The sequence below is a fragment of the Luteolibacter sp. LG18 genome (genome assembly GCF_036322585.1).
Taxonomy (GTDB): Bacteria; Verrucomicrobiota; Verrucomicrobiia; order Verrucomicrobiales; family Akkermansiaceae; genus Luteolibacter.
The window spans coordinates 3746586-3771580 of the sequence record NZ_AP024600.1 but is presented as its reverse complement, the minus strand read 5'-3'; the positions used below and the strand labels follow the sequence as shown (position 1 = coordinate 3771580).

General features: G+C 64.4%; 25 protein-coding genes. 14 read left to right on the top strand and 11 right to left on the bottom strand.

The genetic code is table 11. The annotated features are described in order from the left end of the window. Positions 1-30: 30 nt before the first annotated feature. Positions 31-867 carry an aminotransferase class IV gene (locus llg_RS15135; RefSeq protein ID WP_338285520.1) on the bottom strand — a complete coding sequence of 279 codons (837 nt, stop codon included), beginning with the start codon at positions 865-867 and terminating at the stop codon, positions 31-33. Between the two features lie 86 nt (positions 868-953). Here llg_RS15135 and llg_RS15130 point away from each other — a divergent pair, with 86 nt between their 5' ends. Both llg_RS15130 and llg_RS15125 read left to right on the top strand, forming a co-directional pair. Beyond that, positions 954-1361: a hypothetical protein gene (locus tag llg_RS15130; protein ID WP_338285519.1), complete on the top strand. Its 408-nt coding sequence runs from the start codon at positions 954-956 to the stop codon at positions 1359-1361. Positions 1362-1443: 82 nt separating this feature from the next. Continuing rightward, positions 1444-2052, top strand: a complete 609-nt coding sequence (locus llg_RS15125; protein WP_338285518.1) for a hypothetical protein — start codon at positions 1444-1446, stop codon at positions 2050-2052. Positions 2053-2058: 6 nt separating this feature from the next. On the opposite strand, the gene llg_RS15120 is transcribed toward llg_RS15125, so the two are convergent. Together llg_RS15120 and llg_RS15115 are read right to left on the bottom strand one after the other, a co-directional pair. Then, positions 2059-3723 (bottom strand): glycoside hydrolase family 75 protein, encoded by a 1665-nt coding sequence (locus llg_RS15120; RefSeq protein WP_338285517.1) that lies wholly within the window; start codon positions 3721-3723, stop codon positions 2059-2061. A 269-nt stretch (positions 3724-3992) separates the two neighbouring features. After that, complete coding sequence (locus llg_RS15115; protein ID WP_338285516.1) at positions 3993-4463, bottom strand: GAF domain-containing protein; 471 nt, start codon at positions 4461-4463, stop codon at positions 3993-3995. 54 nt (positions 4464-4517) lie between these two features. On the opposite strand from llg_RS15115, the gene dnaX reads away from it, so the two are divergent. The 4 genes from dnaX to llg_RS15095 all read left to right on the top strand — a co-directional run bounded on the left by dnaX (position 4518) and on the right by llg_RS15095 (position 8207). After that, on the top strand, positions 4518-6155 hold the full coding sequence (dnaX, locus tag llg_RS15110) for a DNA polymerase III subunit gamma/tau (RefSeq protein WP_338285514.1): 1638 nt from the start codon (positions 4518-4520) through the stop codon (positions 6153-6155). Between the two features lie 105 nt (positions 6156-6260). Continuing rightward, positions 6261-6566 (top strand): YbaB/EbfC family nucleoid-associated protein, encoded by a 306-nt coding sequence (locus tag llg_RS15105; protein ID WP_338285513.1) that lies wholly within the window; start codon positions 6261-6263, stop codon positions 6564-6566. 87 nt (positions 6567-6653) lie between these two features. Further along, positions 6654-7661: an endonuclease/exonuclease/phosphatase family protein gene (locus llg_RS15100; RefSeq protein WP_338285512.1), complete on the top strand. Its 1008-nt coding sequence runs from the start codon at positions 6654-6656 to the stop codon at positions 7659-7661. Positions 7662-7775: 114 nt separating this feature from the next. After that, positions 7776-8207 (top strand): Minf_1886 family protein, encoded by a 432-nt coding sequence (locus llg_RS15095; RefSeq protein WP_338285511.1) that lies wholly within the window; start codon positions 7776-7778, stop codon positions 8205-8207. Between the two features lie 18 nt (positions 8208-8225). Here the strand turns inward: llg_RS15095 and llg_RS15090 are convergent, their stop codons facing one another. The 3 genes from llg_RS15090 to llg_RS15080 are packed head-to-tail and all read right to left on the bottom strand — an operon-like array spanning position 8226 to position 9832. After that, entirely contained in the window at positions 8226-8627 is a 402-nt protein-coding gene (locus llg_RS15090) for a hypothetical protein (RefSeq protein WP_338285510.1), read from the bottom strand. Continuing rightward, positions 8624-9085 carry a hypothetical protein gene (locus llg_RS15085; protein ID WP_338285509.1) on the bottom strand — a complete coding sequence of 154 codons (462 nt, stop codon included), beginning with the start codon at positions 9083-9085 and terminating at the stop codon, positions 8624-8626. Before llg_RS15085 ends, llg_RS15090 begins: the two co-directional genes overlap by 4 nt. Before the next feature lie 15 nt (positions 9086-9100). Next, positions 9101-9832 carry a L,D-transpeptidase gene (locus llg_RS15080; protein WP_338285508.1) on the bottom strand — a complete coding sequence of 244 codons (732 nt, stop codon included), beginning with the start codon at positions 9830-9832 and terminating at the stop codon, positions 9101-9103. Positions 9833-9946: 114 nt separating this feature from the next. Between llg_RS15080 and llg_RS15075 the strand changes: the two genes are divergently transcribed. Then, the gene (locus llg_RS15075) at positions 9947-11407 is read left to right on the top strand and encodes a PilT/PilU family type 4a pilus ATPase (RefSeq protein ID WP_338285507.1); all 1461 of its coding nucleotides are present in this window, start codon (positions 9947-9949) and stop codon (positions 11405-11407) included. Between the two features lie 136 nt (positions 11408-11543). Here the strand turns inward: llg_RS15075 and llg_RS15070 are convergent, their stop codons facing one another. From llg_RS15070 to llg_RS15055, 4 genes are read right to left on the bottom strand one after another with little or no spacing between them, the layout of a single operon-like run. After that, positions 11544-12173, bottom strand: a complete 630-nt coding sequence (locus llg_RS15070; protein ID WP_338285506.1) for a hypothetical protein — start codon at positions 12171-12173, stop codon at positions 11544-11546. Between the two features lie 14 nt (positions 12174-12187). Continuing rightward, a complete protein-coding gene (locus tag llg_RS15065; protein WP_338285505.1) occupies positions 12188-12643 on the bottom strand; it encodes a hypothetical protein in 456 nt (151 codons plus the stop codon). A gap of 8 nt (positions 12644-12651) precedes the next feature. Next, a complete protein-coding gene (locus llg_RS15060; RefSeq protein ID WP_338285504.1) occupies positions 12652-13380 on the bottom strand; it encodes a purine-nucleoside phosphorylase in 729 nt (242 codons plus the stop codon). After that, positions 13377-14669 (bottom strand): aminopeptidase P family protein, encoded by a 1293-nt coding sequence (locus llg_RS15055; protein ID WP_338285503.1) that lies wholly within the window; start codon positions 14667-14669, stop codon positions 13377-13379. The genes llg_RS15060 and llg_RS15055 overlap by 4 nt, the downstream gene beginning before the upstream one ends. Before the next feature lie 152 nt (positions 14670-14821). Between llg_RS15055 and llg_RS15050 the strand changes: the two genes are divergently transcribed. The 3 genes from llg_RS15050 to llg_RS15040 all read left to right on the top strand — a co-directional run bounded on the left by llg_RS15050 (position 14822) and on the right by llg_RS15040 (position 16765). Then, positions 14822-15403, top strand: a complete 582-nt coding sequence (locus llg_RS15050) for an SLBB domain-containing protein (protein WP_338285502.1) — start codon at positions 14822-14824, stop codon at positions 15401-15403. Positions 15404-15471: 68 nt separating this feature from the next. Beyond that, positions 15472-16452 (top strand): alpha/beta fold hydrolase, encoded by a 981-nt coding sequence (locus tag llg_RS15045; RefSeq protein ID WP_338285501.1) that lies wholly within the window; start codon positions 15472-15474, stop codon positions 16450-16452. A gap of 52 nt (positions 16453-16504) precedes the next feature. Further along, the gene (locus llg_RS15040) at positions 16505-16765 is read left to right on the top strand and encodes a hypothetical protein (RefSeq protein WP_338285500.1); all 261 of its coding nucleotides are present in this window, start codon (positions 16505-16507) and stop codon (positions 16763-16765) included. A gap of 112 nt (positions 16766-16877) precedes the next feature. Here the strand turns inward: llg_RS15040 and mqo are convergent, their stop codons facing one another. Beyond that, complete coding sequence (gene mqo / locus llg_RS15035; protein ID WP_338285499.1) at positions 16878-18374, bottom strand: malate dehydrogenase (quinone); 1497 nt, start codon at positions 18372-18374, stop codon at positions 16878-16880. Between the two features lie 136 nt (positions 18375-18510). Here mqo and llg_RS15030 point away from each other — a divergent pair, with 136 nt between their 5' ends. The 4 genes from llg_RS15030 (at position 18511) to rpoD (ending at position 24855) form a co-directional block, all read left to right on the top strand. Beyond that, positions 18511-19443, top strand: coding sequence for a hypothetical protein (locus tag llg_RS15030; protein ID WP_338285498.1), 933 nt, complete (start codon positions 18511-18513; stop codon positions 19441-19443). A 76-nt stretch (positions 19444-19519) separates the two neighbouring features. After that, on the top strand, positions 19520-20977 hold the full coding sequence (locus tag llg_RS15025) for a trypsin-like peptidase domain-containing protein (RefSeq protein WP_338285497.1): 1458 nt from the start codon (positions 19520-19522) through the stop codon (positions 20975-20977). 41 nt (positions 20978-21018) lie between these two features. Next, the gene (locus llg_RS15020; protein ID WP_338285496.1) at positions 21019-22563 is read left to right on the top strand and encodes a PDZ domain-containing protein; all 1545 of its coding nucleotides are present in this window, start codon (positions 21019-21021) and stop codon (positions 22561-22563) included. A 237-nt stretch (positions 22564-22800) separates the two neighbouring features. Continuing rightward, a complete protein-coding gene (gene rpoD, locus llg_RS15015) occupies positions 22801-24855 on the top strand; it encodes an RNA polymerase sigma factor RpoD (protein ID WP_338285495.1) in 2055 nt (684 codons plus the stop codon). The last annotated feature ends 140 nt before the right edge of the window (positions 24856-24995 follow it).

Here is a 24995-nt window from a genome sequence, read left to right as displayed (position 1 = left end):
GTACGCGGAAGCAAAAACGCAGGGGTGGTTCTAATCCTTTCGTTGGACCGCCTGTTCCCAGGCCTCCCGGCACCGGGCCGAGGCCGGGGCAGGTCCGTATTCCCGGCCGTCCAGGCGGGAAACCGGCACCGGCCCGCGGGTGGCGGACGTTAGAAACACCTCGTCCGCGTCCAATAGATCGTTCCGGGTCACCCGGTCCTCGCTGACCTCGAGCCCGAGTTCCGGGCCGCTCTCCAACAGCCACCCGCGGGTGACGCCCGGCAGGCATCCGGCGGCCAGCGGCGGCGTGGTGATCCGCCCGCCCTTCACCACGAAGAGGTTGGCGGTGGCGGTCTCGCAGACATCGCCGCGGGTCGTGAGGAAATAGACCTCGTCGTAGCCCTGGCGGCGGGCCTCCGCCAGCGCCAGCAGGTTCTCGGCGTAGGAGGCGCATTTCAAGCCCGCCAGCGCCGAGCGCTCGTTGCGCGGCCATTTCGAGAAAGTGACACTCACGTTCTCCAATGCTGGGGCCGCCGGAACCGCGCTCACAAGAAACTTGCGATACAAGCCAGCGGCACAATCGTCCAAGCCCCCTTCCCCGGCGGTCTGGAACAGGCGCACGCGCGCCCTTCCAGCGCTCAAACCGTTCGCCTCGACCACCGTGCGAATCGCCACTGCTACTTTTTCCAGTACAGGCATTTCCCAGCCCAGACGCCCGCAACCCACGCGATGCCGGGCCAGATGTCGCTCCAGGAACACCGGCCGCCCGTTCACCGCCAGAATGGTCTCAAACAAGCCGAGTCCCACGGTCAGCCCACGGTCAAACGGGGAGATCCGGAGATCCTCCGCCGCGATCAGCCCGTCATCGCACCATATCTGCCGCTCCATGCGCCCACCACGCCCTGACCGGGCCGGTGTGTCAATGCCCCTCGCTTCAGGATTGACCCGAGCGCACGGAGGGAAATGCTGCCGCCATGCGCTTTCTTTTTTTCCTGTGCGGATTCGCCATCCTCTCCCTCGCCGGGGCTGCTTTCAAGGCACTGGAACAGGCCGATGCCATGGGTTTCCTGAACGGAGCCCTCGCCCTCGGCGGCGGCCTCATCATCTGCGGCATGTTCTCGATCCGCTGGTTCTGGCACGGCCTGATCGGCGGCGGCGTGATCGCCCTGCTCGGGTTCGGACGCGGCATTTTCAACATCATGGGCCTCGTCCGGTTCTTCCAAGGGGAAGCCGAACACGGCCCGCTGCCGATCCTGGAAGCAGCCGTCACCGTCATCTGCCTGTTCCTGCTTTTGGGCGTCATCAAGGCCATTTCGGCGGAAAAACAGCGCAAATTGCTCGAAGAGGACGACGAGGACCACGGGGCGGACAGCAAAATATGACAAGTCCCCCTTGCCCGGGGGGCGGGGGTGTAGTTGGTTGGAAGAGACATGCCAATCCGGCCTGTCGTCTGTCCCACCCCTTATGAACACCTCCCCCGAAGCGATCCAAGGGTTCTGGAACTGGTTCCAGAACCATTTGACCGATCTCGCGTCCCTCCCCAACGCGGACTCAGCCATCCGCAAGGAGACCCTCGCCCAGCTCAGGGCCCTCGCCCCCCGTCTCGGCCTCGAAACGCCCGAATCCCGCGGCGGCATTCAGGAACTGATCGTCACCATCGGCACCCACGCCCCCAGCAAGCCGCTGGCCGAGGCGCTCGTGGCCGCCGCCCCTTCCCTCCCCGGGTGGAAGTTCACCGCCCTGAAGCCCGCCTACGGCTTCGCCTTCACCACCAACCATCAGGGCATCCGTTTCGAGCCCCAGGCGATGTGGTTCCTAACGCTGGAAGACCAATCCGAAGCCGGACGCATCGCCATCCGGGTGGGCATTCCCAATTTCACCTCCACCTCTCCCTCCCACGCCCGCGCGGCCGTGGGCGAAGTCCTCGCCACCGCCATCGGCGAGCGCTCGCTGGCGGAGGACATCCTCTCGTTCGAAGTCGTCCAACTCCCCCGCTCACCCGAGCCAGCGGGTTACATCGAACTGTTCGAACTCCCCGAGATCATCGAGGAACGGCGGCAGGCGTTGGCCTGATCGGACTCAATTCCCGCTCGGTTTCGGCGCGGTCACACCCGGTGGCACCGATGGCGGTGCCGGAGCCGGGTTTGCCGAAGGCGTGGTGGTCGGCGGAATCGCCGGTCCCGGTCTCGGCGACGAGGGCACCGCCGGAGCCGTCGGCGCGGGTGGCTGCGCCCCTCCCGGCAAGGTCGGCACCGGCTGGCCGCCGGGTGGCACCACCACCGGTGGCGGTTGGGGCGGCGCGAGCAGGTTCTTCCACTCGCCAATCTTGTAACTTTCCCCGAGGCCGCCGAACTCCTTCACGAGAGCATCGCACTTGCTACGCCACGCATCGTAATCCGGCGGACCGGCCGTCTCGCGGGTTCCCGGAAACACCAGGTAGGTCACCTTCAGGTCGGATACCGGACGGTTGTAGGGCGTGGCCCTCACGTTCAGCTCCTTGGCGATCCGCAGCGAGGCCTCGCCCACCTTGTAGTTCGGCCCGCCGTCGCCCACGATCGCGGGCAGGATCTTGTCCCCGTAGATCACCAGCGCGTAGTCGCCGACGTTCGGCGCGAAGGGATCGCCGGTGGCCCCGAGGATATTGATGGGGATCACGATGAACGGATCGTATTCGGCGATCAGGAACGAGCGGCCCTTCATGTCCGTGATCCCGCGCTTGAGCATGGCGATGCGGCTCTTCAGCCACTTCTTGCGGTCGGCGGTGGTGTTCTTGTCCGCCAGCTCCTTTTCACCGGCGGTCACGCGGCGCTCCCAGCCGGCCACGATCGGGTTCGGAACCTGGGACTTTTTCGCCCAACCGTAGCTGGTGAATGGCTGGTAGTTCGGGGAATTGACGATCTCCTCCGGCATCGTCGGCAGGCGGTCGCCATCCGAGCCATCCGACACCACGTCCATGTCCGCCTGCAGCAGCATCGCGCGGCGACCGGCCTCGGTCTTGAGGTTCAGGATCGTTTCGCAGTCGAACAAGTTGTGCTTGGTCAGCAGTTCATTGAGCGCGGTGGCGTCCCGTTTGATGCGGGCGGTCTTGTTGTCGTAAAGGGTGTAGTACCACTTCGAGACCTCACCCTTTTTCAGGATCTCCTCCAGCCCCGGCAGCATCGCACCGAGCTTCGGGTTCGAAGTCTGGAGCTCCGCCAAGGTCTTGGCCGGAGCGGGCAGGCGCACGCTCAAGGTGTAGAGCGCGGCATAGCTGTCCGGCGTCACCCGCTCCTTCGAGGCCAGCGTGCCGTGATCGAACTTCAGCTCGACCTTGAAGGGAATCCCGGACCGCAACTGGCGGACATCGGTTTCCGGCCCCAGCGGCTCGTCCGGCACCTGGTTCTGCGGCGGATTCACCGGCGTGTCCGGGCGGGATGTCACCTTGCGGGCGGCCTCCAGATCCTTGCGGAGATCGTCGATCTCCCGCTGGGCCTCGGCGTCCTTCTCGGCACGGATGCGGTCCCCTTCCCTCTGAAGCAGTTCCTCGACCTCCTGCTGGGATTTACCGACCGGTCCGCCCTTGGGCGCGAACACCTCGCGCAGGCCCCGCTTGATCTTCCCGGGCACCGGAGTGAACAGGAACCCCGCCGCCACCAGCCCGAGCACGAACAGCAGCAGCGCCCAGCGCGGCGCGGTCTTGCCGAACTGGCCGACCTGCCGGCGCTTCACTCCTGAGATGTGGTTGGAATCCTTCCGGTCGGACATTTCGGGGACAATCTAGCAGCGTCAACGTTGCCAGCAACCTCCGTCGATCATGAGAATGCGGGTTTATTGGTTCCGGAGGGCAGAACGTGGAGGCGGGCCGGAAGATCCGAGGGCCCCGAATCAGAAATTCAACCACGGATGAACAGGATGGACACAGATAAGAAGTGATGAACGGCTGGCTGTCCGGAAACGGAAATCCAAATCCATCCCTCTTCCATCCGCGTTCATCCGTGGTTGAATCTCTTCCCCACCATCGAATGGCGCGCGGTTCACTCCCCCCACGCCGAGAAGATCCATTCAAGGCCAATCCGGTCGATGTCATCGAACGCGCCGGGCAGGGTCGAATCGACATCGAACACCGCCACGATCCGGCCATCCCGGTCCCGCACTGGCACCACGATCTCGCTTTCCGAAAGCGCGTCGCACGCGATGTGGCCCGGGAACGCGTGGACGTCCGCCACCACCTGTGTCTCGCCGGTCTGCCATGCCGCCCCGCACACGCCCCGGCCCCAGGCGATCCGTGCGCAGCCGACCGTGCCCTGATACGGCCCGATCACCAGCCCGCCGCCCAAGACGCGGTAGAATCCCGTCCAGTAATAGTGCGGCATCAGCCCGTGGAGGACCGAAACAATGCCCGCCATCCGCGCGATCCGGTCCGGTTCCCCGGCGGTCAGGCCGCTGATCCGCAGCCGGGCGTCCTCGTAAAGCCGTTGTTTTTCATCGCGTTCGGGAATTCGCATGCCCTTTGCAAAACTGAAAACTGACAAACCCGCAAACTCCAATACAGTCGCCGCGTGAGCTACCAGGTCTTCGCCCGCAAATACCGTCCCAAAACCTTCGATGACGTCCTCGGGCAGGACCACGTCGTCCGCACCCTGCGCAATGCCATCGAGCAAAAGCGCCTCGCCCACGCCTACCTCTTCGTCGGCCCGCGCGGCACCGGCAAGACCTCGACCGCCCGCATCCTGGCCAAGGCCCTGAACTGCACCGGCGGCCCGAAGGCGGACTTCAATCCGGACGAGGACGTATGCGTCGAGATCGCCGAAGGCCGCTCGCTGGACGTCCTGGAAATCGACGGTGCCTCGAACAACGGCGTCGAGCAGGTCCGCGACCTCCGCGAGTCCGTCCGCTTCGCCCCGGCCCGCGGCCAGTTCAAGATCTACTACATCGACGAGGTCCACATGCTCAGCAACGCGGCCTTCAACGCCCTGCTGAAGACCCTCGAGGAGCCGCCGCCGCACGTGAAGTTCATCTTCGCCACCACCGAGGCGAACAAGATCCTGCCGACCATCCTGTCCCGCTGCCAGCGGTTCGACCTGCGCCCGATCCCGACCGAGCTGATCGCCAAGCACCTGCTGCACATCGCCCGCGAGGAAAACGTGAAGCTCGATGACGCCGCGGCCTGGGCCGTGGCGAAGGGCGCGGACGGCGGCATGCGCGATGCCCAGTCGATGCTCGACCAGCTCGTGGCTTTCTGCGGTGACCACATCACCGAGGCGAACGTCCTCGACGTGTTCGGTTTCACCTCCCGCGAAAAGGTCGCCCAGCTCGCCTCCGCGCTGCTGGCCCGCCAGACCGCGGCCGCGCTTTCGCTGATCCAGAAGGAAGCCGAATCCGGCCGCGAGCTCGGCCAGCTCCTCGGTGAACTCGTCGGCGCGATGCGCGCCCTGCTGGTCGCGAAGCTCGATTCCTCCGCCGATGGCGATGGTATCCCGGCCGAGCTGTGGCAGAGCCTGCTCGCCGCGGCCGACCCCTACCCGGCGGACCGGATCCTCTCCGCCATCGACGTCTTCGCCGAAACCGAGGGCCGCATGAAGTGGTCCACGAACAAGCGCCTCCATTTCGAACTCGGCCTGATCAAGGCCGTGCAGGTCCTTGGCGAAGTCCGCCTGTCCGACGTGATCAAGGTGCTCGCCAAAGGAGCCGATGCCATCGGCGACGCCGGATTCCCGGTTCCCGCCCCGGCAGCCACCGCCATCCCGGCGGTCCCCGTCGCTCCGCCCCCGGCACCCGACCGGAAATCGGAACCAGAGCCCGAGCCCGCCCCTGTCTTCGAACCCGAGCCCGCTCCGGAGCCGGTTTACGAGCCCGCCTACGAGGCCCCGCCCATCCGCGAACCCGAGCCGGAACCACCGCCCGTGGCCAAGGTCTGGGAACCGGAAGTCGAAAGCGACTTCCCGGCCCCGGTTTCCTCGGTGCCGAAGCGCACTCACGATGCCATCACCAGCCGCTTCGATTCCCTGATCGCCGCGGCCCCCGAACACAGCGAGCCGCCTCCGCCACTGGTCGAGCCGCCGCCGTTCAAATCCGCCGAACCGGCGGCTCCGCCCGAGCCACCGAAGCCCGCCCGCCCGCAAGCGGACGAAAGCTTCCACCGCGATCCGCTCATCGAACACGCCCTCACCGCCCTCGAAGGCCGGGTGGTGGGCTAAACAGAAACAAGACTGAAAGACACAAGACGCAAGAGAAGAGCCCCCTCGATCCCGTCGTTTTCCAGTCTTGAGTCTTACGTCTTCAAATCTTCACTCTCCTTTCCCATGAACATCCAGAAACTCATGAAACAAGCCCAGCAGATGCAGGCCGGGCTTGCCGCCAAGCAGGAAGAACTCGCCCAGCGCACCGTCGAGGCCAGCGTCGGCGGCGGCAAGGTGACCGTGGTGTCCACCTGCGCCGGTGACGTGCTCTCGATCAAGATCGACCCGTCCGTCGTCGATCCGTCCGATGTCGAGTTCCTCCAGGACCTCGTGCTCAAGGGCGTCCAGGAAGCCGTCAACAAGGGCAAGGAATTCGCCGCCGCTGAAATGAAGAAGCTCACCGGCGGCCTGGGCATCCCGGGACTCTGAGCCGGTTTCGCCGCGCGTGGCCGCCGCCCCCTCTCGGGGGCACAAGACGCTGGATTTCCGCGCGGACTGTTAGATAATGCTCGGGTCATGAATGCCGCCCGCACCCGCCGCCGTCTTGGATGGGCCCTGGTGGGTGCGTCGCTGGGCTTGCATTTCGTGACCATGTTCGCCTTTTCCCGCCAGCCGGACCGGCTGGCGGCCTTCACGGTGGCACCGATTTGGATCTGGGGACTGATCGGACTGGCCCTGTCGTGCAGCGCCTTCCTGTTTCTCCGCGCCTCCCTGTCGCTGATCGTCACCGGGATCTGGGCGGTCACCGTCCTCCTTTTCGCGGATGAGGCCCAGGTGCTGGTGAACCTCGCCAAGCAAGCCCCCGCTCCCGGGGCCGCGGCCCCCTACAAGGGCCAGCCGGTGGTCCGCGTCATGACCATCAATTGCGCCCACAGTGAGTTCGGGAACCCCGTGCCGGACATCGCCGCCTGGCAACCGGATGTCGTCCTGCTTCAGGAGGTGTCGCCCGCCGAGGTCAAAAGCGTGGCGGACGCCCTCTACGACGGCCATGGCGATTACCGGTTCCACGAATCGAACGGCATCGTCACCCGCTGGAAAATCAAGCGCGAGGTGCGGAATCCCGCCTTCCGGGAGCAGCAGCTCACCCTGCTGACTCCCACTGGCCGGGAGATCGAGGTCGTGAACATCCACCTCACCAGCGCCGCCACCGACCTGCGCCTATGGAATCGCTCGGCCTGGCGCACGCACCGCGAGGTCCGCCAGGCCCGCCGCCAGGAGCTTTCCACAGCGCTGCAATTGCTGGAACAAACGGCCCCCTTCCCCAGCCGTCCGACCCTCCTCGGGGGCGACTTCAATTCCCCCGCCAGCGACCCGGTCCACCTGCTGCTGGCGCGGGACTTCACCGATGCCTTTTCCGCCGCCGGCACCGGCTGGGGGGACACCTTCCAGCGCCGGGTCCCGATCCTCCGCCTGGACTGCCTCTACTCCACCCACCAGCTCAAAGCGGTCCGCTGCCAGGCCGTCACCAGCCGGAATACCGATCATCGCCTGGTGGTGGCAGACTTTCTGCTTCTCAACGGGTAACGACGGCGGATGGCGGAATTGTCACCCGCTCCCCACCGACTTTCCGGGGTCCGTTCCCGCGGGCCATTCTAACTCCTTTGACAGGCTCAACCCCTTTCCCCTAGTTTCCCCGCCATGCAACCGGTGCAGTTCGAACAAGCGGTCCTGGCGATCGTTGGACGCGACAAGCGTTACGAGCCCCACGGCTTCTTCTTCCTGAAGGACGCACTGGATTTCACACTCAAGCGGGTCGCCGACGGGAACACCGGCAGCGCCCGCCACGTGAGCGGCCAGGAGCTGCTCGATGGCTTCCGGGACCTCGCCCTGGACCAATTCGGCCCGATGGGAGCCACCCTCATGGGCGAATGGGGCATCCGCGAGTGCAGCGACGTGGGCGAAATGGTCTTCCTGCTGATCGAGGAAGGCATGTTCGGCAAACAGGACTCCGATTCGAAGGAGGACTTCACCGGCAAGTTCACCCTCTCCGAGGCCCTCACCCACCCGTTCCTGCCGAAGCGCCTGATCCCCGCGGTCAAGCCGACCCCGACCAAGAAGGTCCGGAAGTAACCCGCCCCAGACGGCGGCTCATTTCCGTTTCTCCATCGCCCGGTCGTAGACCTCCTTGGGCGTGGACGCATCCTTGATGCCGCTGGCACCGGCCAGCACGACCTCGTCCACCGGACCGTAGTCGAAGTTTTCCTTCGGCAGATCCTTCTTCGGCATGATGCTGGCCAGGTAATAGATCCGGCTTTTCAGATACTCGCGGAGCTGCGGCGTGAGATCCTTCCGCTGCAGGTTGTTCAGGTGCACCCGGAACTCATTGCGGTTCGGCGCACCCGCGGTGGCATCCCGCAGGCTCATCCCGGTCCACGTGCCCGCGGTGAAGAAAATCCCGATCAACGCGATCACGCCCAGAATGGCCACCAGCTTCATGGCCGGATGGTGGGAGAAGTCGAGCGAGGCGGTCCAGAACGATCCGCCTCTCACGGCCAGGTCGGCATCAACGCGGCATCCGAATGCCCGTCGAACTCCCTCAGCGCATACCGCTTCACAAACTCCGGCAGGGATTCCGGCTGGCCGTCATCCCGCAGCACCATCGCACCGATACAGAAGTGGAAGGTCGAGTAGTACCATCGCCCATCCGAGGCACGGGCGATGAAGAGATCCTTGATTTCGGGCACCTGCTTTTCGCAGCTCGCCCGGTAGGCCAGCCAATCCCCGTTGGCACACACGATGGTCCGTTCATCCAGCCAATCCGCTACGGGTTCCGGAGGCCTTTTACCATTCGCCACCTGCGTTGACACCGCCGCAATCATCGCCTCCTTGGTATCCCGCCGGACTGGGGAGTGATACGCGTCCGGACGATTGAGAAACCACCCAGCCATCGTCCCCACCAACGCGAGGCCCACCGCGACACACCATCCGATCAGCCAATCCTTTTTCATCACGACGGCTTCCATCTACCCCCGTGCCACCGAGACCGGCGTGCCGCGGACCACCCACTCGTAGAAACAACGGGCCGCGTTCTTGCCGCCCAGCGGCATGCGGATGCAGCCGTGGGATGCCGGATAATCCGGCACCGAGGTGAAGCCGTGGATGAACACGTGGCCATTGATCTGCACCGCCCACGGCATCGGCGCGTTGTTGTAGAGCCGGGACCGGTGCAGCCGCTCCTTGCTGGGCCCCGCCTTGAACTCACCCGCGGGAGTCGAGCGCCCGCTGCGGCCGGAGCTGATCTTGGTTTGCAGCACCAGCCGGTCGCCCTGCCACGCGCGCAGCCGCTGGCGCTTCAGACTCACTTCCACGCGCTTCGGGGACACCGTCACCGTGAAATGGCGGGTCCAGGAATACACCTCGATTTCACCGGGATTCTCGCCCGGAAAGAGCGTCGCGCCCGCCTCAGCCAGCTTCGCGATCGACACCAGTTCCGCGCCGTAAAAGGAACGCCTGCCGGTCTTCGGTGTCAGCGCCACGCCGTTCAGACTGAGATTGGCCTTCTTGTCGCGGGCCACGTTCCAGCCCAGCCGGCGCGCCGTTTCATTCACCGGCAGGTAAACCTCGGGAGCGCCATCGAAGGTGATCCCATCCACCGTGGTGGCGGATAGCGGCGAGGCACTGGCCACGGCGGTCGCGCAAAGCACCACCCGCAGCAAACGACGGAGACGGACAGGGCAGCCCGGATACTTTTCCACAATCCAACGATACAACTCCCCGCAGCGGAACGGAAGACCCAAGTTTGCAACGACATCGGGAGACAAATTCGCTTTCCACCGGTATTGGCAAGAGGAGAACGCAGTTTTCAACCCATGGCCCTGATCGATACCTTCCTCAAACTGATGGTGGAAAAGCGCGCCGAGCGGCTGGTGCTCGTCGCCGACGCCGTGCCTTTCCTGCTGAAGGCGGGCGAGACTCTCCCGCTGTCCATGCCCTCGCTGGGCGAGGAAATCCTGAAGCGCCTGTCCTCGGAAATCAGTAGCACGCAGGAACCGGTCCACGGTCGCCGCGAGGGCACCTTCCACGCCACCGACCACGCCGAGTTCGGCTATCTCATCGACGCCACCGGCCCGGCCCGCCGGATCGAAATCCAGACCCTCGATGCCCCGGCTCCGGTCGAGAACCCGGTCGTCGAGGAAGCTGTCGCGCGCGCGATGGCCCGGCCCACGCCGCCTGTGGAAGCTCCCGCTCCGATCACCTCCACCACTTCATCCCAGCCCGATCCGGATCTGCTCCTCGCCATCGACAAAGCCGTGGCCATGGATGCCTCGGACATTTTCCTTTCCACCGGCAAACCGCCGCGTGCCCGCGTGAAAGGCCTGATCGCCCGCCTCGACGCCCACCCACCGCAAAGCGCGGAGCTCCTTCGCCTGATCCCGGACGAGGCCGCACGGAACGATTTCGAAACCACCGGCAGCGTCGACTTCGCCGCGCGCTGGGAATTGCCCGCGGGCAGCCGCCGCTTCCGCATCAATGTCTTCCGGCACCTCGATGGTGTGGCCGCCGCCGTGCGCCCCATCCGCCAGCGCATTCCCTCGCTGGCAGAACTGAACCTACCCGACTCGCTGCTCGATCTGGTTTCGTTCCAAGGCGGGCTGGTGCTGGTCACCGGCACCTCGGGCTCGGGAAAATCGACCACGCTGGCCGCGTTGATCGACCATCTCAACCGCTCGCGGGCCCGCCACATCATCACCATCGAGGACCCCATCGAGTTCGAGCACCGCGAGGTCCAGTGCCTCATCCACCAGCGCGAGGTGGGCGCGGATGTCGAAAGCTTCAGCACCGGCCTGCGCGCCGCCCTGCGGGAGAATCCGGACGTCATTCTATTGGGCGAACTGCGGGATCTCGCCACCATTTCCGCCGCGCTCACCGCCGCGGAAACCGGACATCTGGTGCTCGGCACGCTTCACTCCGGCAGTGCCAGCTCGGCGGTGAACCGCATCATCGATGTCTTCCCCGGACATCAGCAGCCGCACATCCGCACCCAGCTCTCCTCCTCGCTGCGTGCCGTGGTTTCCCAGCGGCTGGTCCCGACCCGACAGGGTGCCATGATCCCGGCGATCGAGAAGATGCTCGTCACCCCGGCGGTGGCCAATGGCATCCGCGAGGGCCACGAGCACTACCTCCGCAACGCCATGCTCACCGGCGTCGACGAAGGCATGATCACTCTCGAGCGTTCGCTGGCCACACTCGTCCGCAAGGGCACCATCGACCTCGACACCGCCATGCGCCACGCCGCCGACCCACAGGCGCTGGCGAATCAGATGGGGTGATCCAATGTAGCTGAAAGCTCCGCTTTCAGAATGTAGGGGGAAGCTCCAGCTTTCCCTCTGCGGGGGAGGATGTCCTTTGGCCTGACAGCCACCGCCAACGGAGCTGGCGGAGACAATTCGAAAGCAGAGCTTTCGACTACACTCCCGACAGATCAGGCAACCGATAGAGATCCATCATCCGCGATTTCATTTCAGGCTCCAGAAAATGGCGGGCGCAAATCCCCCGCCCGGCCAGCACCGGCATCCCGCACCCTGCCCATTGGCAAATAGCGACTCCCTCGCCCTCCTTCGCGCGGATTTCCTCGACCCACCGTTCGATCCTTTTCGGCTCCTCGACCCGAGCGATCTCCAAGGCCTCCCGCAAACGCTGGCGAACCTCCGGGGATTGCCGCTGTCCCGACCACTCCCGCCAAAAATCGAGAGACGGGCTCCCCCACTCCGTTGGTTCGGGTTTGATCCCTCCCGCCTTCACCGAGGCAACGAACTCTTCCGGCACAACCACCCGATGGTGCCGGACATAGTGAACCAACCCCTCCGGCCACACCCACGTGCCATCGGTGAACTCCCCGGAGCCCATAGCCTCGTCGGCCACACCGCATTGGAACCGGCACCAGGAGCACCCGCGGTATTGAGCGAACAAATGCCCGCTTTCCAGATAACGGCAAATCTCCTCCCGCAAGGAGGCCTCCATATTACCCACCAGTTCCTGGGGCAATGGAAGGTCCCACTGGTGCAAGTTTCCCATCCAATAGCCAATCGCCTTCATGGTTCACCGGACTTTTACCCAGCAATACCCCGCACCCGCCACAGTTCGTTGAACAAGATAGAGCCGCCATCCAGCAACCCGAGGAACTCACCAAACGTCAGCGTCCCCCTCTCCCGTCCAATCTCCCCGAACCCCTGCGCGTCCGTTGAAAAAGTGATCTCCCGCAGCGGAGAGGCCTCGATCAATCGCCTCATCAGATCCTCCACATCCGCCCGGGCCGGAGACAGGAATGCCACCAACTCTCCCTCCCGTCCCCAGTCGATCAGCGCCCCGGCATACCATCCACCTTCACCGTCCTCCAGGTCCTTGTTGGCCAAATGGACGATCACGCCGCTGAGCATGTGGAAGACCGGCTGGAAAATCCCCCGGTGGGACACCAGCTCCGTTTCGGCCCGCCAGGCGAAAGACTCATAGCGCGGCAATTCCGGAATCTCCGGACAGCCGATGGATACCAGTTCGAGGGTCGGCATGCGGACGATTACCCGAGCACCTTCCTCAACAACCGCACCATCGTGTCCGCCGCGGACTTCCCCGTAGCGAGCACCTCATGATGATCCAACGCCGCCGGGGTAATCCCCGCGGCCCAGTTCGTCAGGCAGGAAAACGCCGCGACCTTCATGCCCAGCGCCCGCGCCTGGATCGTCTCCAGCACGGTGCTCATGCCCACGGCATCCGCGCCGATCGTCCGCAGCATCCGGATCTCGGCGGGCGTTTCGTACTGCGGTCCCCGTAGCCCGGCATAGACACCTTCATGCAGCACGGTTCCGGTTTCCGCCGCGGCGACATGGAACTCGGCCCGCCATTCTGGATCGTAGGCCGTGCTCATGTCGATGAACTCCGGGCCCCGCAGCGGCGAGGTGCCGGTGAGATTGAGGTGGTCGGAAAGCGCCATCCACGAACCCGGCTCGAAAGCCGGGTTCAAGGTACCCGCGGCATTGGTCAGGATCAACCGGTCCGCGCCCTGCGACGCCATCCAGCGCACACCGGCCGTCACGGTGGACGCGTCGTGCCCCTCATAGAGGTGGACACGGCCCTGCATGACGATCACCGGCGCCGAGCCGAGCGTCCCGATCAGGAAACGCCCGGCATGCCCCGGCACGGAGGACACCGGCAGCCCCGTTTCCGCGAAGCCGACGATCTCCTCCACCGTCACCGCGTCGGCGAGCGGACCGAGCCCGGAACCCAGGACCAGCGCCGTCCGACTCATCGGGCGTTCATGAGTTCCTCGATTTCCTCCGCCTCGATCGGGATGTTCCCCATCAGGTCGAAGTTCGAGTCCTTGCCGATGAGCACGTCGTTTTCCAGGCGAATGCCCATGCCTTCCTCACGGATGTAGATGCCCGGCTCGATGGTGAAGACCATGCCTTCGGCGAACGGTTCGTTCGGCGGGGCGACGTCGTGCACATCCAGGCCCATGTGGTGGGAGGTGCCGTGCATGAAATACTTCTTCACCAGCGGCTTGTCCGGGCCCTGCTCCTTTGCCGCCTTGGCGTCGATCAGGCCGAGGCCGACCAGTTCGCTCTCCATGAGTTCGATGACCTGCTTCTGGTAGTCCATCGGGTTGTTGCCCGGACGCAGGATCTGGTTCGCGCCGCGGAGCACGCGCAGCACGGCGTCATAAACCTGGCGCTGGCGCTGGGTGAAGCGGCCGTTCACGGGAATCGTACGGGTGAGGTCGGACGCCCAACCGGCGTATTCCGCGGCCACGTCCATGAGCAGCATCTCGCCATCCTGGCAAACCGCGGAATTCTCGATGTAGTGGAGCACGCAGGCGTTCTTGCCGCTGCCGATGATCGGACCGTAGGCGAAGCCGCGGGACTTGTTGCGGACGAATTCGTGGAGCAACTCGGCCTCCACCTCCCACTCGCCCACGCCCGGCTTCACGAAGCCGAGCAAGCGGCGGAAGCCCTTCTCGGTGATGTTGCAGGCCTTCTGGATGATGTCGACTTCCACCGGATCCTTGGTGATGCGGAGGCGGTGCATCAGCGGCGCGAGGCGCTGGTAGGAGTGCAGCGGATAGCGGAGCTGGCACTGCTTGATGAAGCGGTCGTTGCGCGTCTCCACGATCACGGAAGCGCGCAGGTGCTCGTTGGTCGGCAGGTAGATGTGGTCGGCCTGGGGCACCAGCGAGTGCAGCAGCGATTCGAAGGAATGGGCCCACTCGATGCGCTCGATGCCGGTGGCGGCCTTCGCCTGCTCCTTGGTGAGCTTGTCGCCATCCCAGATCGCGATCAGCTCGCTGGTTTCCTTCACGAAAAGGATCTCGCGCTGCTTCGGGTCCTTCGCGTCCGGCATCAGCAGCAGGATCGTGTCCTCCTGATCCACGCCGGTCAGGTACATCAGGTCCGCGTTCTGCTTGAAGGCCATCGAACCGTCCGCATTGGTCGGATAGATGTCGTTGGAATGGACGATGACGATGCTGTTCGGTTTCAGCAGCGAGCGGAGGCGTTCACGATTGCGGACAAAAAGCTGGGGATCGATCGGTTCGTAGCGCACGGGTCCAAACTGCACCTCATTTCGCGGGCTCGGCAATGGCATTTCGCCGTTTTGTCCGAACCCGGTGGTTCTGGCGCGGATTTCGGTCAAAGCCACCCTCCGCCATTAACTTTTTGACACAAAGCTAATCGACTGCTAGACCGGATTTCACCATGAAATCGCGCACCGTTCTTTCCCTCGTGGCCCTCGCCCTGCCGCTGTCCCCCGCCCTCTCGCTGGCCGGTCTGGCGATCGGCGACACCGTGAAAATCACCCTCCGCGGGGTGCCCAACGAGGAGCAGCAGAAGGTCAACGGCGAGTACCGGATCGGCGACAGCGGCACCATCCGCCTGCCGATGATTGACACCCCGCTGGCCGCCACCGGCCTGACCGGCGACCAGCTCGCCCGCGCCGCCGAGAAGGCCTACCGGGACGCCGGGGTGTACCAGAAGCCCGCCATCGAGACCCAGGTGATGAATGGCATCGAGAAGCGCCCCGAGGAAGCCGTGGTCTATGTCGGCGGCCAGGTCCGGAAACCCGGCACGGTCCCTTACACGAAGGGCATGACCCTTCTCCAAGCCCTCAAGACCGCCGGCGACCGCAACGAGTTCGGTGGCCGCAACATCGTCCTCACCCGCAAGGGCAAGGCCACCCGCCTCGATTTCCGGAAGCAGGAGGACAAGAACACGATCGTGGAACCGGAGGACGTCATCACCGTCGAGCAAGCCGGGGCTCTCGAGGTGAATCGCGGCTAAAGGACAAAAATCCTCTCCACCCCACGTTGCGGATTGCCCTCAGGGCGGATACCGGCGACACTTTTCCCATGATCGATATGGGCCTGCTGCGTCGCACCCTGACGTATCTCCGGCCTGCCGTTTGCTTGGCCGGGGTCGCCCTTTTGTCGCAATGCGCTCACCATGAAACACTGGTGGCGTACAAGGACCAGGCCCTCGTCGAGCGGAAGAACGAGACCTTCGGCTACCGCAAATGGCTGGCGAAAGACGCCGATCCGGACGTGGTGATCATCGCCCTCCACGGCTTCGACGGGGCCTCGATCGATTACGAGAACCTCGGCAAGGACATCCTCAAGAACCAGCCGAAGACCGCCCTCTACGCCTACGAGGTCCGCGGCCAGGGCAGCGACCCGAAACGCGTCCGCCGCGGCGACATCGACGATCCGGCCGATTGGTACCGCGACCTGGACACCTTCACCGGCATCATCCGGAAGCGCCACCCGCACGCGAAGATCGTGTGGATGGGCGAAAGCATGGGCGCGCTCATCACCGCCCACTCATGGCAACAGGCCCCGCTCGACCGGAAGCCGTGCGATGCCCTCATTTTCTCCTCCCCGGTGGTGAAGATCCGCAAGGACGTGCCGCCGTGGAAGGTCGGTCTGCTTAACACGGCCGCCGAAATCGCGCCGACGGCCCGGCTTTCGCTGGAACAGCTTTCCGGTGGCCAGGACGTGCAGATGACGCACACCACCAAGCACACCGAGCAGGCCGAGACCAATGCCTGGCACGTCGAGAAGAACACGCTCCGCCTGCTCTCCACGCTCGGCCGCCACATCGAGAGCATGGACGCCTGCGCCACCACTTTCCGGGTGCCCGTGCTGGTCCTCCATGGCGGCAAGGACTTCTTCACCGACGAGGAGGCGATCCGCAGCTTCACCGGCAGTATCCCGAAGGGCACGCCCGTGACCACCCGGATCTACCCGGACGCGTATCACCTCCTCATGTATGACACCCTCAAGGACGAAGTCATCCGTGACGTCGAGAAGTGGGTGGATGGGTTGCGGAAGTAAATCCGCCCCTCATGTTCCCGAGGTGCGGAACGACCCGCCACGATCTCGTTACATGGACTACACCTTTGAAACGGACGAGATGAGCAAGGCGTTCTGCGATCGAATCGCGGAACAGATGGTTGCGCTGTTCGGAATCGACGCTGAAGAAGCCGTGGGTCGCATGAACCGATTGTGGAAAGGACAGAGCTTCGTCGGCCCCGATGATCTCATCTACCACGAAGACGAGGTTTTTTGGGCAAACCTCGTGTATTTCGGAGGCGACTCAAATTGGTGGGAAAATCCTCCGGACTTGAAGCCCCTTCCCTATCCATAACCACCAGATCATCCGGACACACGGTCGACAGATCGCTGCCTTCCGGCGACCGTTCGGATGTCCTAGGGGCGCTCGGCCGCCCCCACTCACAAGCAGGGAATACTTGCGCTACTTATCCCACCTTCAGCCCCAGCACCTCCGCGGTCCAGGCGCGCGTCTGGCGGTAGAGGTCCGGGTTTCCGGCCATGGATTCGCCGTAGGCCGGAATGAGCGCCTTGAGCTTCTCCTTCCATTCCTTCGACTTCATTTCCTGCGGGAAGCACTTGCCGATGAGCTGGAGCATGATGCCCACCGCGGTGGAGGCCCCCGGCGAGGCCCCGAGCAGCGCGGCGATGGAACCGTCCTCCGACGACACCACCTCGGTGCCGAACTGGAGGATGCCGCCCTTCTTCTTGTCCTTCTTGATGATCTGCACGCGCTGGCCGGCGTAGGCGAGGTGCCAGTCCTCCATCTTCGCGTCCGGCACGAACTCCTTGAGGGCCTCGAGGCGCTCCTCGGGCGATTGGATCACCTGGCCAATGAGATACTTGGTGAGGTCGAAGTTCGCCAGGCCGGCCGCGATCATCGGGATGAAGTTGTCCGGGCGGAACGACAGCGGCAGATCGAGCAACGATCCGCTCTTGAGATACTTGGTGGTGAAACCGGCATACGGCCCGAACAGCAGCGAGCGCTTGCCGTTGATGATGCGGGTGTCGAGGTGCGGCACGGACATCGGCGGGGCACCGACGGAGGCCTTTCCGTAGACCTTGGCGAAGTGGCGCTCCACCAAGTCGGGATTGTCACAGCGCAGCCACTGGCCGCTCACCGGGAAGCCGCCGAAGCCCTTGCCTTCCGGGATGCCGGACATCTGGAGCAGCGGCAGCGCGCCGCCGCCCGCGCCGAGGAAGACGAACTTCGTGCGCAGCGAGTAGCGCGGCGCGAAATCCGGCTCGACCTCCACGGTCCAGTCCTCATCCGTGCGGTAAACATTCGCGACCTGGTGGCCGGTGTGGACGGTGACGCCGGGCAGCTTCTTGAGGTGCTCGATCATCGCCTTGGTCAGCGCGCCGAAATCGACGTCGGTGCCGGACTCCACGCGGGTCGCGGCGAGCGGCTCCTTGCCATCGCGGTCCGACATGATCAGCGGCATCCACTCGGCCATGGTGGCCGGGTCCTCGGTGTATTCCATCTCGCGGAAGAACGGATGGTCCTTCAGCGCCTCGTGGCGCTTGCGGAGGTATTCGACGTTCTTCTTGCCGTGGACGAAGCTGAGGTGTGGCACGCGGGTGAGGAATCCACCGGCCTGGCCGAGGGTGCCGCGCTGGACGAGCGACGCCCAGAGCTGCTTGGAAAGTTCAAAGGATTCGTTGATCTGGATCGCCTTCGAGACGTCGATCGAGCCGTCCTTTTTCTCCGGCGTGTAGTTCAGCTCGCAGAGGGCGGCGTGGCCGGTACCGGCGTTGTTCCAGGCGCTGGAGCTTTCCTTCGCGACCTCGCCGAGGCCTTCCAAAATCACGAGACTCATGTCCGGGCGGAGCTCCTTGAGCAGCACGCCCAGGGTGGCGCTCATGATTCCCGCTCCCACCAAAACCGCGTCCGGACTCTCGTTGACCTTCTTCTTGCTGCTCATGATTGTGGCTGTCCCGGCGCCAGCGTGGGCCCGATTTCCGGGTACGGGAAGCCCAAAGGCACGGGGAGTGGTTCTCAAATGGCGCCCGGCCTCCTCGTGGATTGATTTCCGCCGCGACATCCGATATCCCTGCCGGATGCGTGCCCTGTTCCTATGCGGAATGCTCACGGCGGTCTGCCCGGCCGCGGATCCGATCGCGGCGGCCCCTATGGAAAAGGTGCCCGCCACCTTCCCGGCCCGCCCGGCGGATGCGAAATCCGCCACCCCGGAGGACGCCGCCGCCCAGGCCAAGGCCGATCCCGCGAAGGGCCTCCAGTGGCTCGGTGAAAACGGCGGCTACGAACCGGGAACCGGCGAACCGCTCCTGAAAGCCTTCGTTTCCGAGGTCGTGAAAGCCGATCCGCGCCAGGCGATCGAGTTTTACGACCGCTTCAGCCCCGGCCACCCGCGCTCCGCCTACGTCGCCGAGCTCGCCCGCACCCTCGACGCCAAGGACCTCACCGCCGCCTGGCAGGACTACCGTGCCCACCGCGAGGACGAGGCCGTCCGGGCTGTCACCGCCCCGCGCCTCATCGCGATCCAGTCAGCCCGCGGGGTCGGCCGGGCCTGGGAAGTCTATGGCACCCATGAGCCGACTCCGGACAAGAAGCTCTTCTTCGCCAACCTCTGCATCGCCCCCGGCAAGCGCGCCACCGAGGACACGGTGTTCTCCCTGAACATGATGCGCACGGTGCAGAACTGCGCCAAGTGCGAAGCCGCCTTCGAGGTATTCGTCTGCAACGCGGACGGCAAGGACATGGCCCTGCTCACCGACTACCTCGCCGCCCACCCGAAGCGCGAGAAGCTCGATCCAGCCTACGGCTCCCTCGCCCGGAAATGCCTCGCCGAAAAGCGCTGCGTCGACGCGGCGAAGTGGATTTCGCGCATGGTGAAACCCGATCAAGAATTGCTGGTGAAGCTGAACGACAGCCTCCAGGACAACCCCGCCCACCGGAAAACCATCGCAGGCCAATTTCCCGACCTGCCGACGCCGGACAAGGCCCCGCCTCCCGCGCCCGAGGTCCGCTGACATACCCGCGATTTTCCTGCGCGGCACACCGTTTCCTCCCTTGCGGGAACCGGTTTTCCTCCTAGCCTAGCAGGTCATGCGGTCTTGGTTACTCGCGCTCGCCCTCACGCTCCCTCTCGCCTCCGCCCAGGAAACGCCATCCGCCCCGTCCGGCATCTACAAGTCGGTCGTGCGCATCGAGGTGGCCTCCCAGGTTCCCGACTACGCCACGCCTTGGAATTCCGGGCGCTTCACCGGCGGCATCGGCAGCGGCTTCATCATCGGGAAGAACAAGATTCTGACGAACGCCCACGTCATTTCGAACTCCCGGCGGATCCTCCTCAACATCTACGGCAGCCCGAAGAAATACGCCGCCAAGGTCGAGTTCGTGGCCCACGATTGCGACCTCGCGCTGCTCTCGGTGGAGGACTTCTCTGATTTCGAGAAGCTCCCGGTATTCTCGCTGGGTGACGTCCCGGCGCTGGAATCGCAGGTCCGCGTGATCGGCTACCCGATCGGCGGCGAGCGCCTGTCGGTGACCCGCGGCGTGGTTTCCCGCATCGATTTCAGCACCTACTCCCACTCACAGGCGGACTCCCACCTGATCGTCCAGATCGATGCCGCCATCAATCCCGGCAACTCCGGCGGTCCGGTGGTGCAGGATGACAAGGTGGTCGGCGTGGCCTTCCAGGGCCTCCGCCAGGCCGACAACACCGGCTACATCATCCCCACGCCGGTCATCAAACGCTTCCTCAAGGACATCGAGGACGGCCGCTACGATTCCTACGCCGACCTCGGGGTGGCGGATTTTCCGCTCTTCAACCCGGCGATGCGGAAGGCCTTCAAACTTCCGGACGATGGCAATGGCGTGCTCATCAGCACCGTGACCCCCACCGGCTCCTGCGATGGCGTGCTGAAACCGGGCGACATCCTGATGGCCCTCGATGGCAAGGAGGTCGACAGCGCCGGCATGGTCACCATCGACGGCGAGGAGGTGAACATGAACGAGATCGTCGAGCGCAAGTTCGCCGGGGACAAGGTGGCCCTGCGCTTCCTCCGCGATGGCAAGCCGAACGACGTCGAGATCACCCTCAAGCCGCTTCCACAGGCACGGATGTATGCCATCCAGTATGAGCAAAAGCCGCGCTACATCGTCTTCGCGGGCCTGGTGTTCCAGCCCCTGGACACCAACCTGCTGCGCTCGATGAAGATGGACGACATCAACGTCCGCCGACTCTACGCCGACTACGTGCCGAAGGGCGGTTTCCAGAAACGCCAGGACATCGTGGTGCTCACCCGCATCGAGAGCGATCCCCTCACCAGCCAGATGGACGAGTTCACCGGGTTCGCAGTGGACAAGATCAATGGCGTGGAGGTGAAGGACCTGAAGCACGCCAATGAGCTGCTCAACCCGGCCACGAAGCCCGAGTTCTTCGTGATCGAGCTCTTCGGTGCCGACCGCCCGGTGGTCATCCCGTCCGCCGAAGTGGAGGCCGCGAACAAGCGGATCCAGCTCGGCTACGACATCAAGCGCCTCTCCCGCGTCGAGGAATGATCCCTCCCCTTTCCACCCTTCTCCGCCTTTCCCGTTCCTCCATGAAACGTTCTGCCCTTCTCCTGCTCGCGCTGGCCCTGCCCTCGTGCGATTCCAAGCAGGTGGCCGCCATCGCCGCCCCGGAAGCCAGCGCCGCCACCGCGCCCGCGGTTCCGGCCGCCCCGGTCGAGCCCGCGCCCGAGCTGAAGCAATCGGTGGTCCGCATCAATTCCACCCAGCAGGGATGGAACGCGGGCCAGCCGTGGGAAAAGAACCCGCCCGGCCGCCGCCGCGCGCTCGGCCCGATCGTCGGCAAGAACCAGATTCTCACCACCAGCGAGCTCATCGCCGACTCCACCTACCTGGAGTTCGAGACCACCGATGGCACCCGGCTGCTGCCGGCCAAGGTGCTCGCCGTGGACTACGAGGCGAACCTCGCCCTGCTCGGCGCGGACGACGAGAGCAAGGCCGATGAATTCTTCAAGGGCACCCGCCCGCTGGAGATCGGCGCCGCCCCGCGCATCGGCGACCAATTGGACATCCTCCAGGTGGAGGAAAGCGGGATGCCGCTCATCACCCCGGGCAATCTCCAAGGAGTGGATGTGATCACGAATTTCCTCGAAGGGCAGTTCTTCCTCACCTTCGAGGTGAAGGCCTCGATGCAAAGCGCGGCCAGCAGCTTCTCGCTGCCAGTCCTGCGCCACGGCGAGCTGGTCGGCCTGCTGGCCAGCTACAATGCCAAGGACCAGGTCAGCGACGTGACCTCCACCGAGATCCTCTCGCGGTTCCTGAAGTCCGCCACCAGCGGCCACTACGCCGGGTTCCCGAGCCTCGGCATCGCCACCGCCCGCACCGAGGATCCCTCGTTCCGGAAATGGCTCCAGATCCCGGACGACAAGGGCGGGCTCTATGTTTCCTCCGTCCGCAAGGGCAGCTCCGCCGCCGCCGCGGGCATCAAAAAGGGCGACGTGCTCCTGTCCGTGGGCGACCATCCGATCGACCGCCGCGGCTACTACAACCATCCGATCTACGGCAACCTGTTCTGGAGCCACCTCGTCCGCGGCGAAAAGAACACCGGCGACGTGGTGAAGGTCTCGCTGCTGCGCGAGGGCAAGCCGCTCGACCTCGATGTCACCCTGACCCTCACCGACGACACCCAGCGGCTCGTGCCCGCCTACACCTTCGGCAAGGCCCCGCGCTACCTCGTGAAGGGCGGCCTGGTCTTCCAGGAGCTCACCAAGCCGCTGCTGGAGTCCTTCGGCGAGGACTGGCATTCCCGCGCCCCGCTGAACCTCCTCGATGCCTTCGAGAACCCGGAGAAATACGAGGACAAGGCCGATCACATCGTCTTCCTCAGCGGTGTCATCGCCACCCCGGCCACCATCGGCTACGAGCCGCTGCGGAACCTCATCGTCCGCAAGGTGAACGGCAAGGACATCCGGGACATGAAGACGCTCGCCGCGGCCTTCAAGAGCAACCTCGGCGGCCTCCACTCGATCGAGTTCGACGAGGAAAACTTCACCGTTTTCCTCGATGAAGCCGCCTCCAGCGCCGTGGACGAACAGCTCATGCAGCGCGGCCTTCCCCGCCTCTCCCGGGTGGAATGAACCGCGCCCCTCGCCGGGCGCGGTTCCGGCCTAAAATCTTCATCCTCCGGAACGCGAAAAAGCTTCCATAAAGCGGTTAGACGGAAGTATTAAACAAAACCTTGACGGGTTGAGGTTGCGACGCATCATTCGCGCCCGCAGCGGGGACCCTCTGTTGTGCTATAATAGTCGAATTGTGCCCTGATTTCCCGTCACACGGTCCGAATTTCCCTTTCCAGCCTTCCTTAGCGTTCCACCATGGCGAAAAAGACAGCCTCGTCCAAGAAGCCCGCGGCGAAAGCCAAAGCGCCGGCCCCCGCGAAATCAAAACCCGCGGCGAAAAAGCCTGCTCCGAAGGCCGCCCCGGCCAAAGCGCCCGCCAAGCCGGCTCCGAAGGCTGCTCCCAAAGCTCCTGCCAAACCGGCCCCGAAAACCGCGCCCAAGGCCGCCAAGCCGGCTCCGAAGGCCGCGCCGAAAGCTCCCGCCAAGCCCGCTCCGGCCAAACCCGCCTCGAAGGCCCCGGCCAAGCCGGAACCGAAGGAAGTGAAGAAGCCCGCCGCCCCGGCGAAGGCTCCCGCCAAGCCGGAACCGAAGGCCGCCGCGAAACCCGCCGCTCCCGCCAAAGGTGCCGCGAAGGCGTCCGCCGAGTCCACTGGCACGGAAAAAGCCCCTGCCAAGGTCATCTCCGAGCAGTCCAAGCGCCGCATCGACACTCCCGAGATCCAGGAAAAGATCCGCGAGCTGATCAAGCTGGCCAAGGAGCAGGAGTACCTCACCTACGATGACATCAACGAAATCCTCCCGAACGACCTGGTCGATCCGGAGGACGTCGAAGCGATCATGGAGCGCCTGCGCAACATGGAGTTCGACATCATCGATGCTTCCGAAGTCGACCGCTACAAGGACAAGAAACGCGACGACACCGACAACGACGAGGAGGACGTGAAGTCCGACCAGAAGCTGGACATCCTCGACGACCCGGTCCGCATGTATCTCAAGCAGATGGGCCAGGTCCCGCTGCTGACCCGCGAGCAGGAAGTCGAAATCTCCAAGCGCATCGAGGATGCCGAGATCGAGGTGGCCAAGCAGCTCCACCTCTTCGGTTTCACCGCCGAGTGTTACCTGGAACTCGCCGACAAGCTCAACAAGGGCAAGGAGCGCTTCGACCGCGTGATCCTCGACAAGAAGATCGAGTCCCGCGAGCGCTACATGAAGATCCTGCCGAAGCAGTGCGACCAGCTCAAGCAGCTCCACGAGGAGAATGACGAGATCTTCCGCCAGCTCTCGGTGAAGAACCCGCGCGGCAAGAAGAAGCTCGACGACGACTTCGCGAAGAACCTCCAGACCCTGCACCGCCTCTACACCCGCTTCTACTTCAAGCAAAAGGTGACCGAGGACTTCTGCGAGCTGGTCGAGGAGTACCAGCAGCTGTTCTGGAAATACACCCGCAAGCTCCAGGCCGACCCGGAGAACAAGGAGTTCCAGACGAAGCTCCGCGAACTCCAGCAGAAGGTGTGGCACACCGCCGAGGACTTCGATGAGACCAACAAGCGCCTCCGCCACTGGCTGAAGGAAGCACTCAAGGCGAAGACCGAGATGGTGGAGGCCAACCTCCGCCTCGTGATCTCGATCGCGAAGAAATACACCAACCGCGGCCTCTCCTTCCTCGACCTGATCCAGGAAGGCAACATGGGCCTGATGAAGGCGGTGGAGAAATTCGAATACCGCCGCGGCTACAAGTTCTCGACCTACGCCACCTGGTGGATCCGCCAGGCGATCACCCGCTCGATCGCCGACCAGGCCCGCACGATCCGCATCCCGGTCCACATGATCGAGACGATCAACAAGCTGATGCGCGTGCAGAAGCAGTTGGTCCAGGAATACGGCCGCGAGCCCTCCCCGGAGGAAATCGCCGAGGAAATCCACCTTCCCGTGGAGCGTGTCCGCGCCGTGCTCAAGATGGCCCAGCAGCCGATCTCGCTGCAGGCTCCCGTGGGCGACTCGGACGACACCTCGTTCGGCGACTTCATCGAGGACAAGACCGCCGACAACCCGATGGAGGAAGCCGGCTTCTCGATGCTCAAGGAGAAGATCAAGGACGTGCTCGACACCCTCACCGAGCGCGAGCGCGAGGTGCTGGAGCAGCGCTTCGGCCTCAAGGACGGCTACAGCCGCACGCTCGAGGAAGTGGGCCGCCAGTTCCAGGTCACCCGCGAGCGTATCCGCCAGATCGAGGCCAAGGCCCTCCGCAAAATGCGCCACCCCACCCGTATCCGGAAGCTCGAAGGCTTCATCGAGCTGCCGGGAGCGTAAGCAGACTCCCCTTTCAAAGCCCGCCGGAAACGGCGGGCTTTTTCGTTGCTCCAACGCTATATCAATATACCTTTATCACATCATAGAAAAGCTTCTTTACTCTGACACGAATATTTGGAACCAATTGGCGACTTTAATTT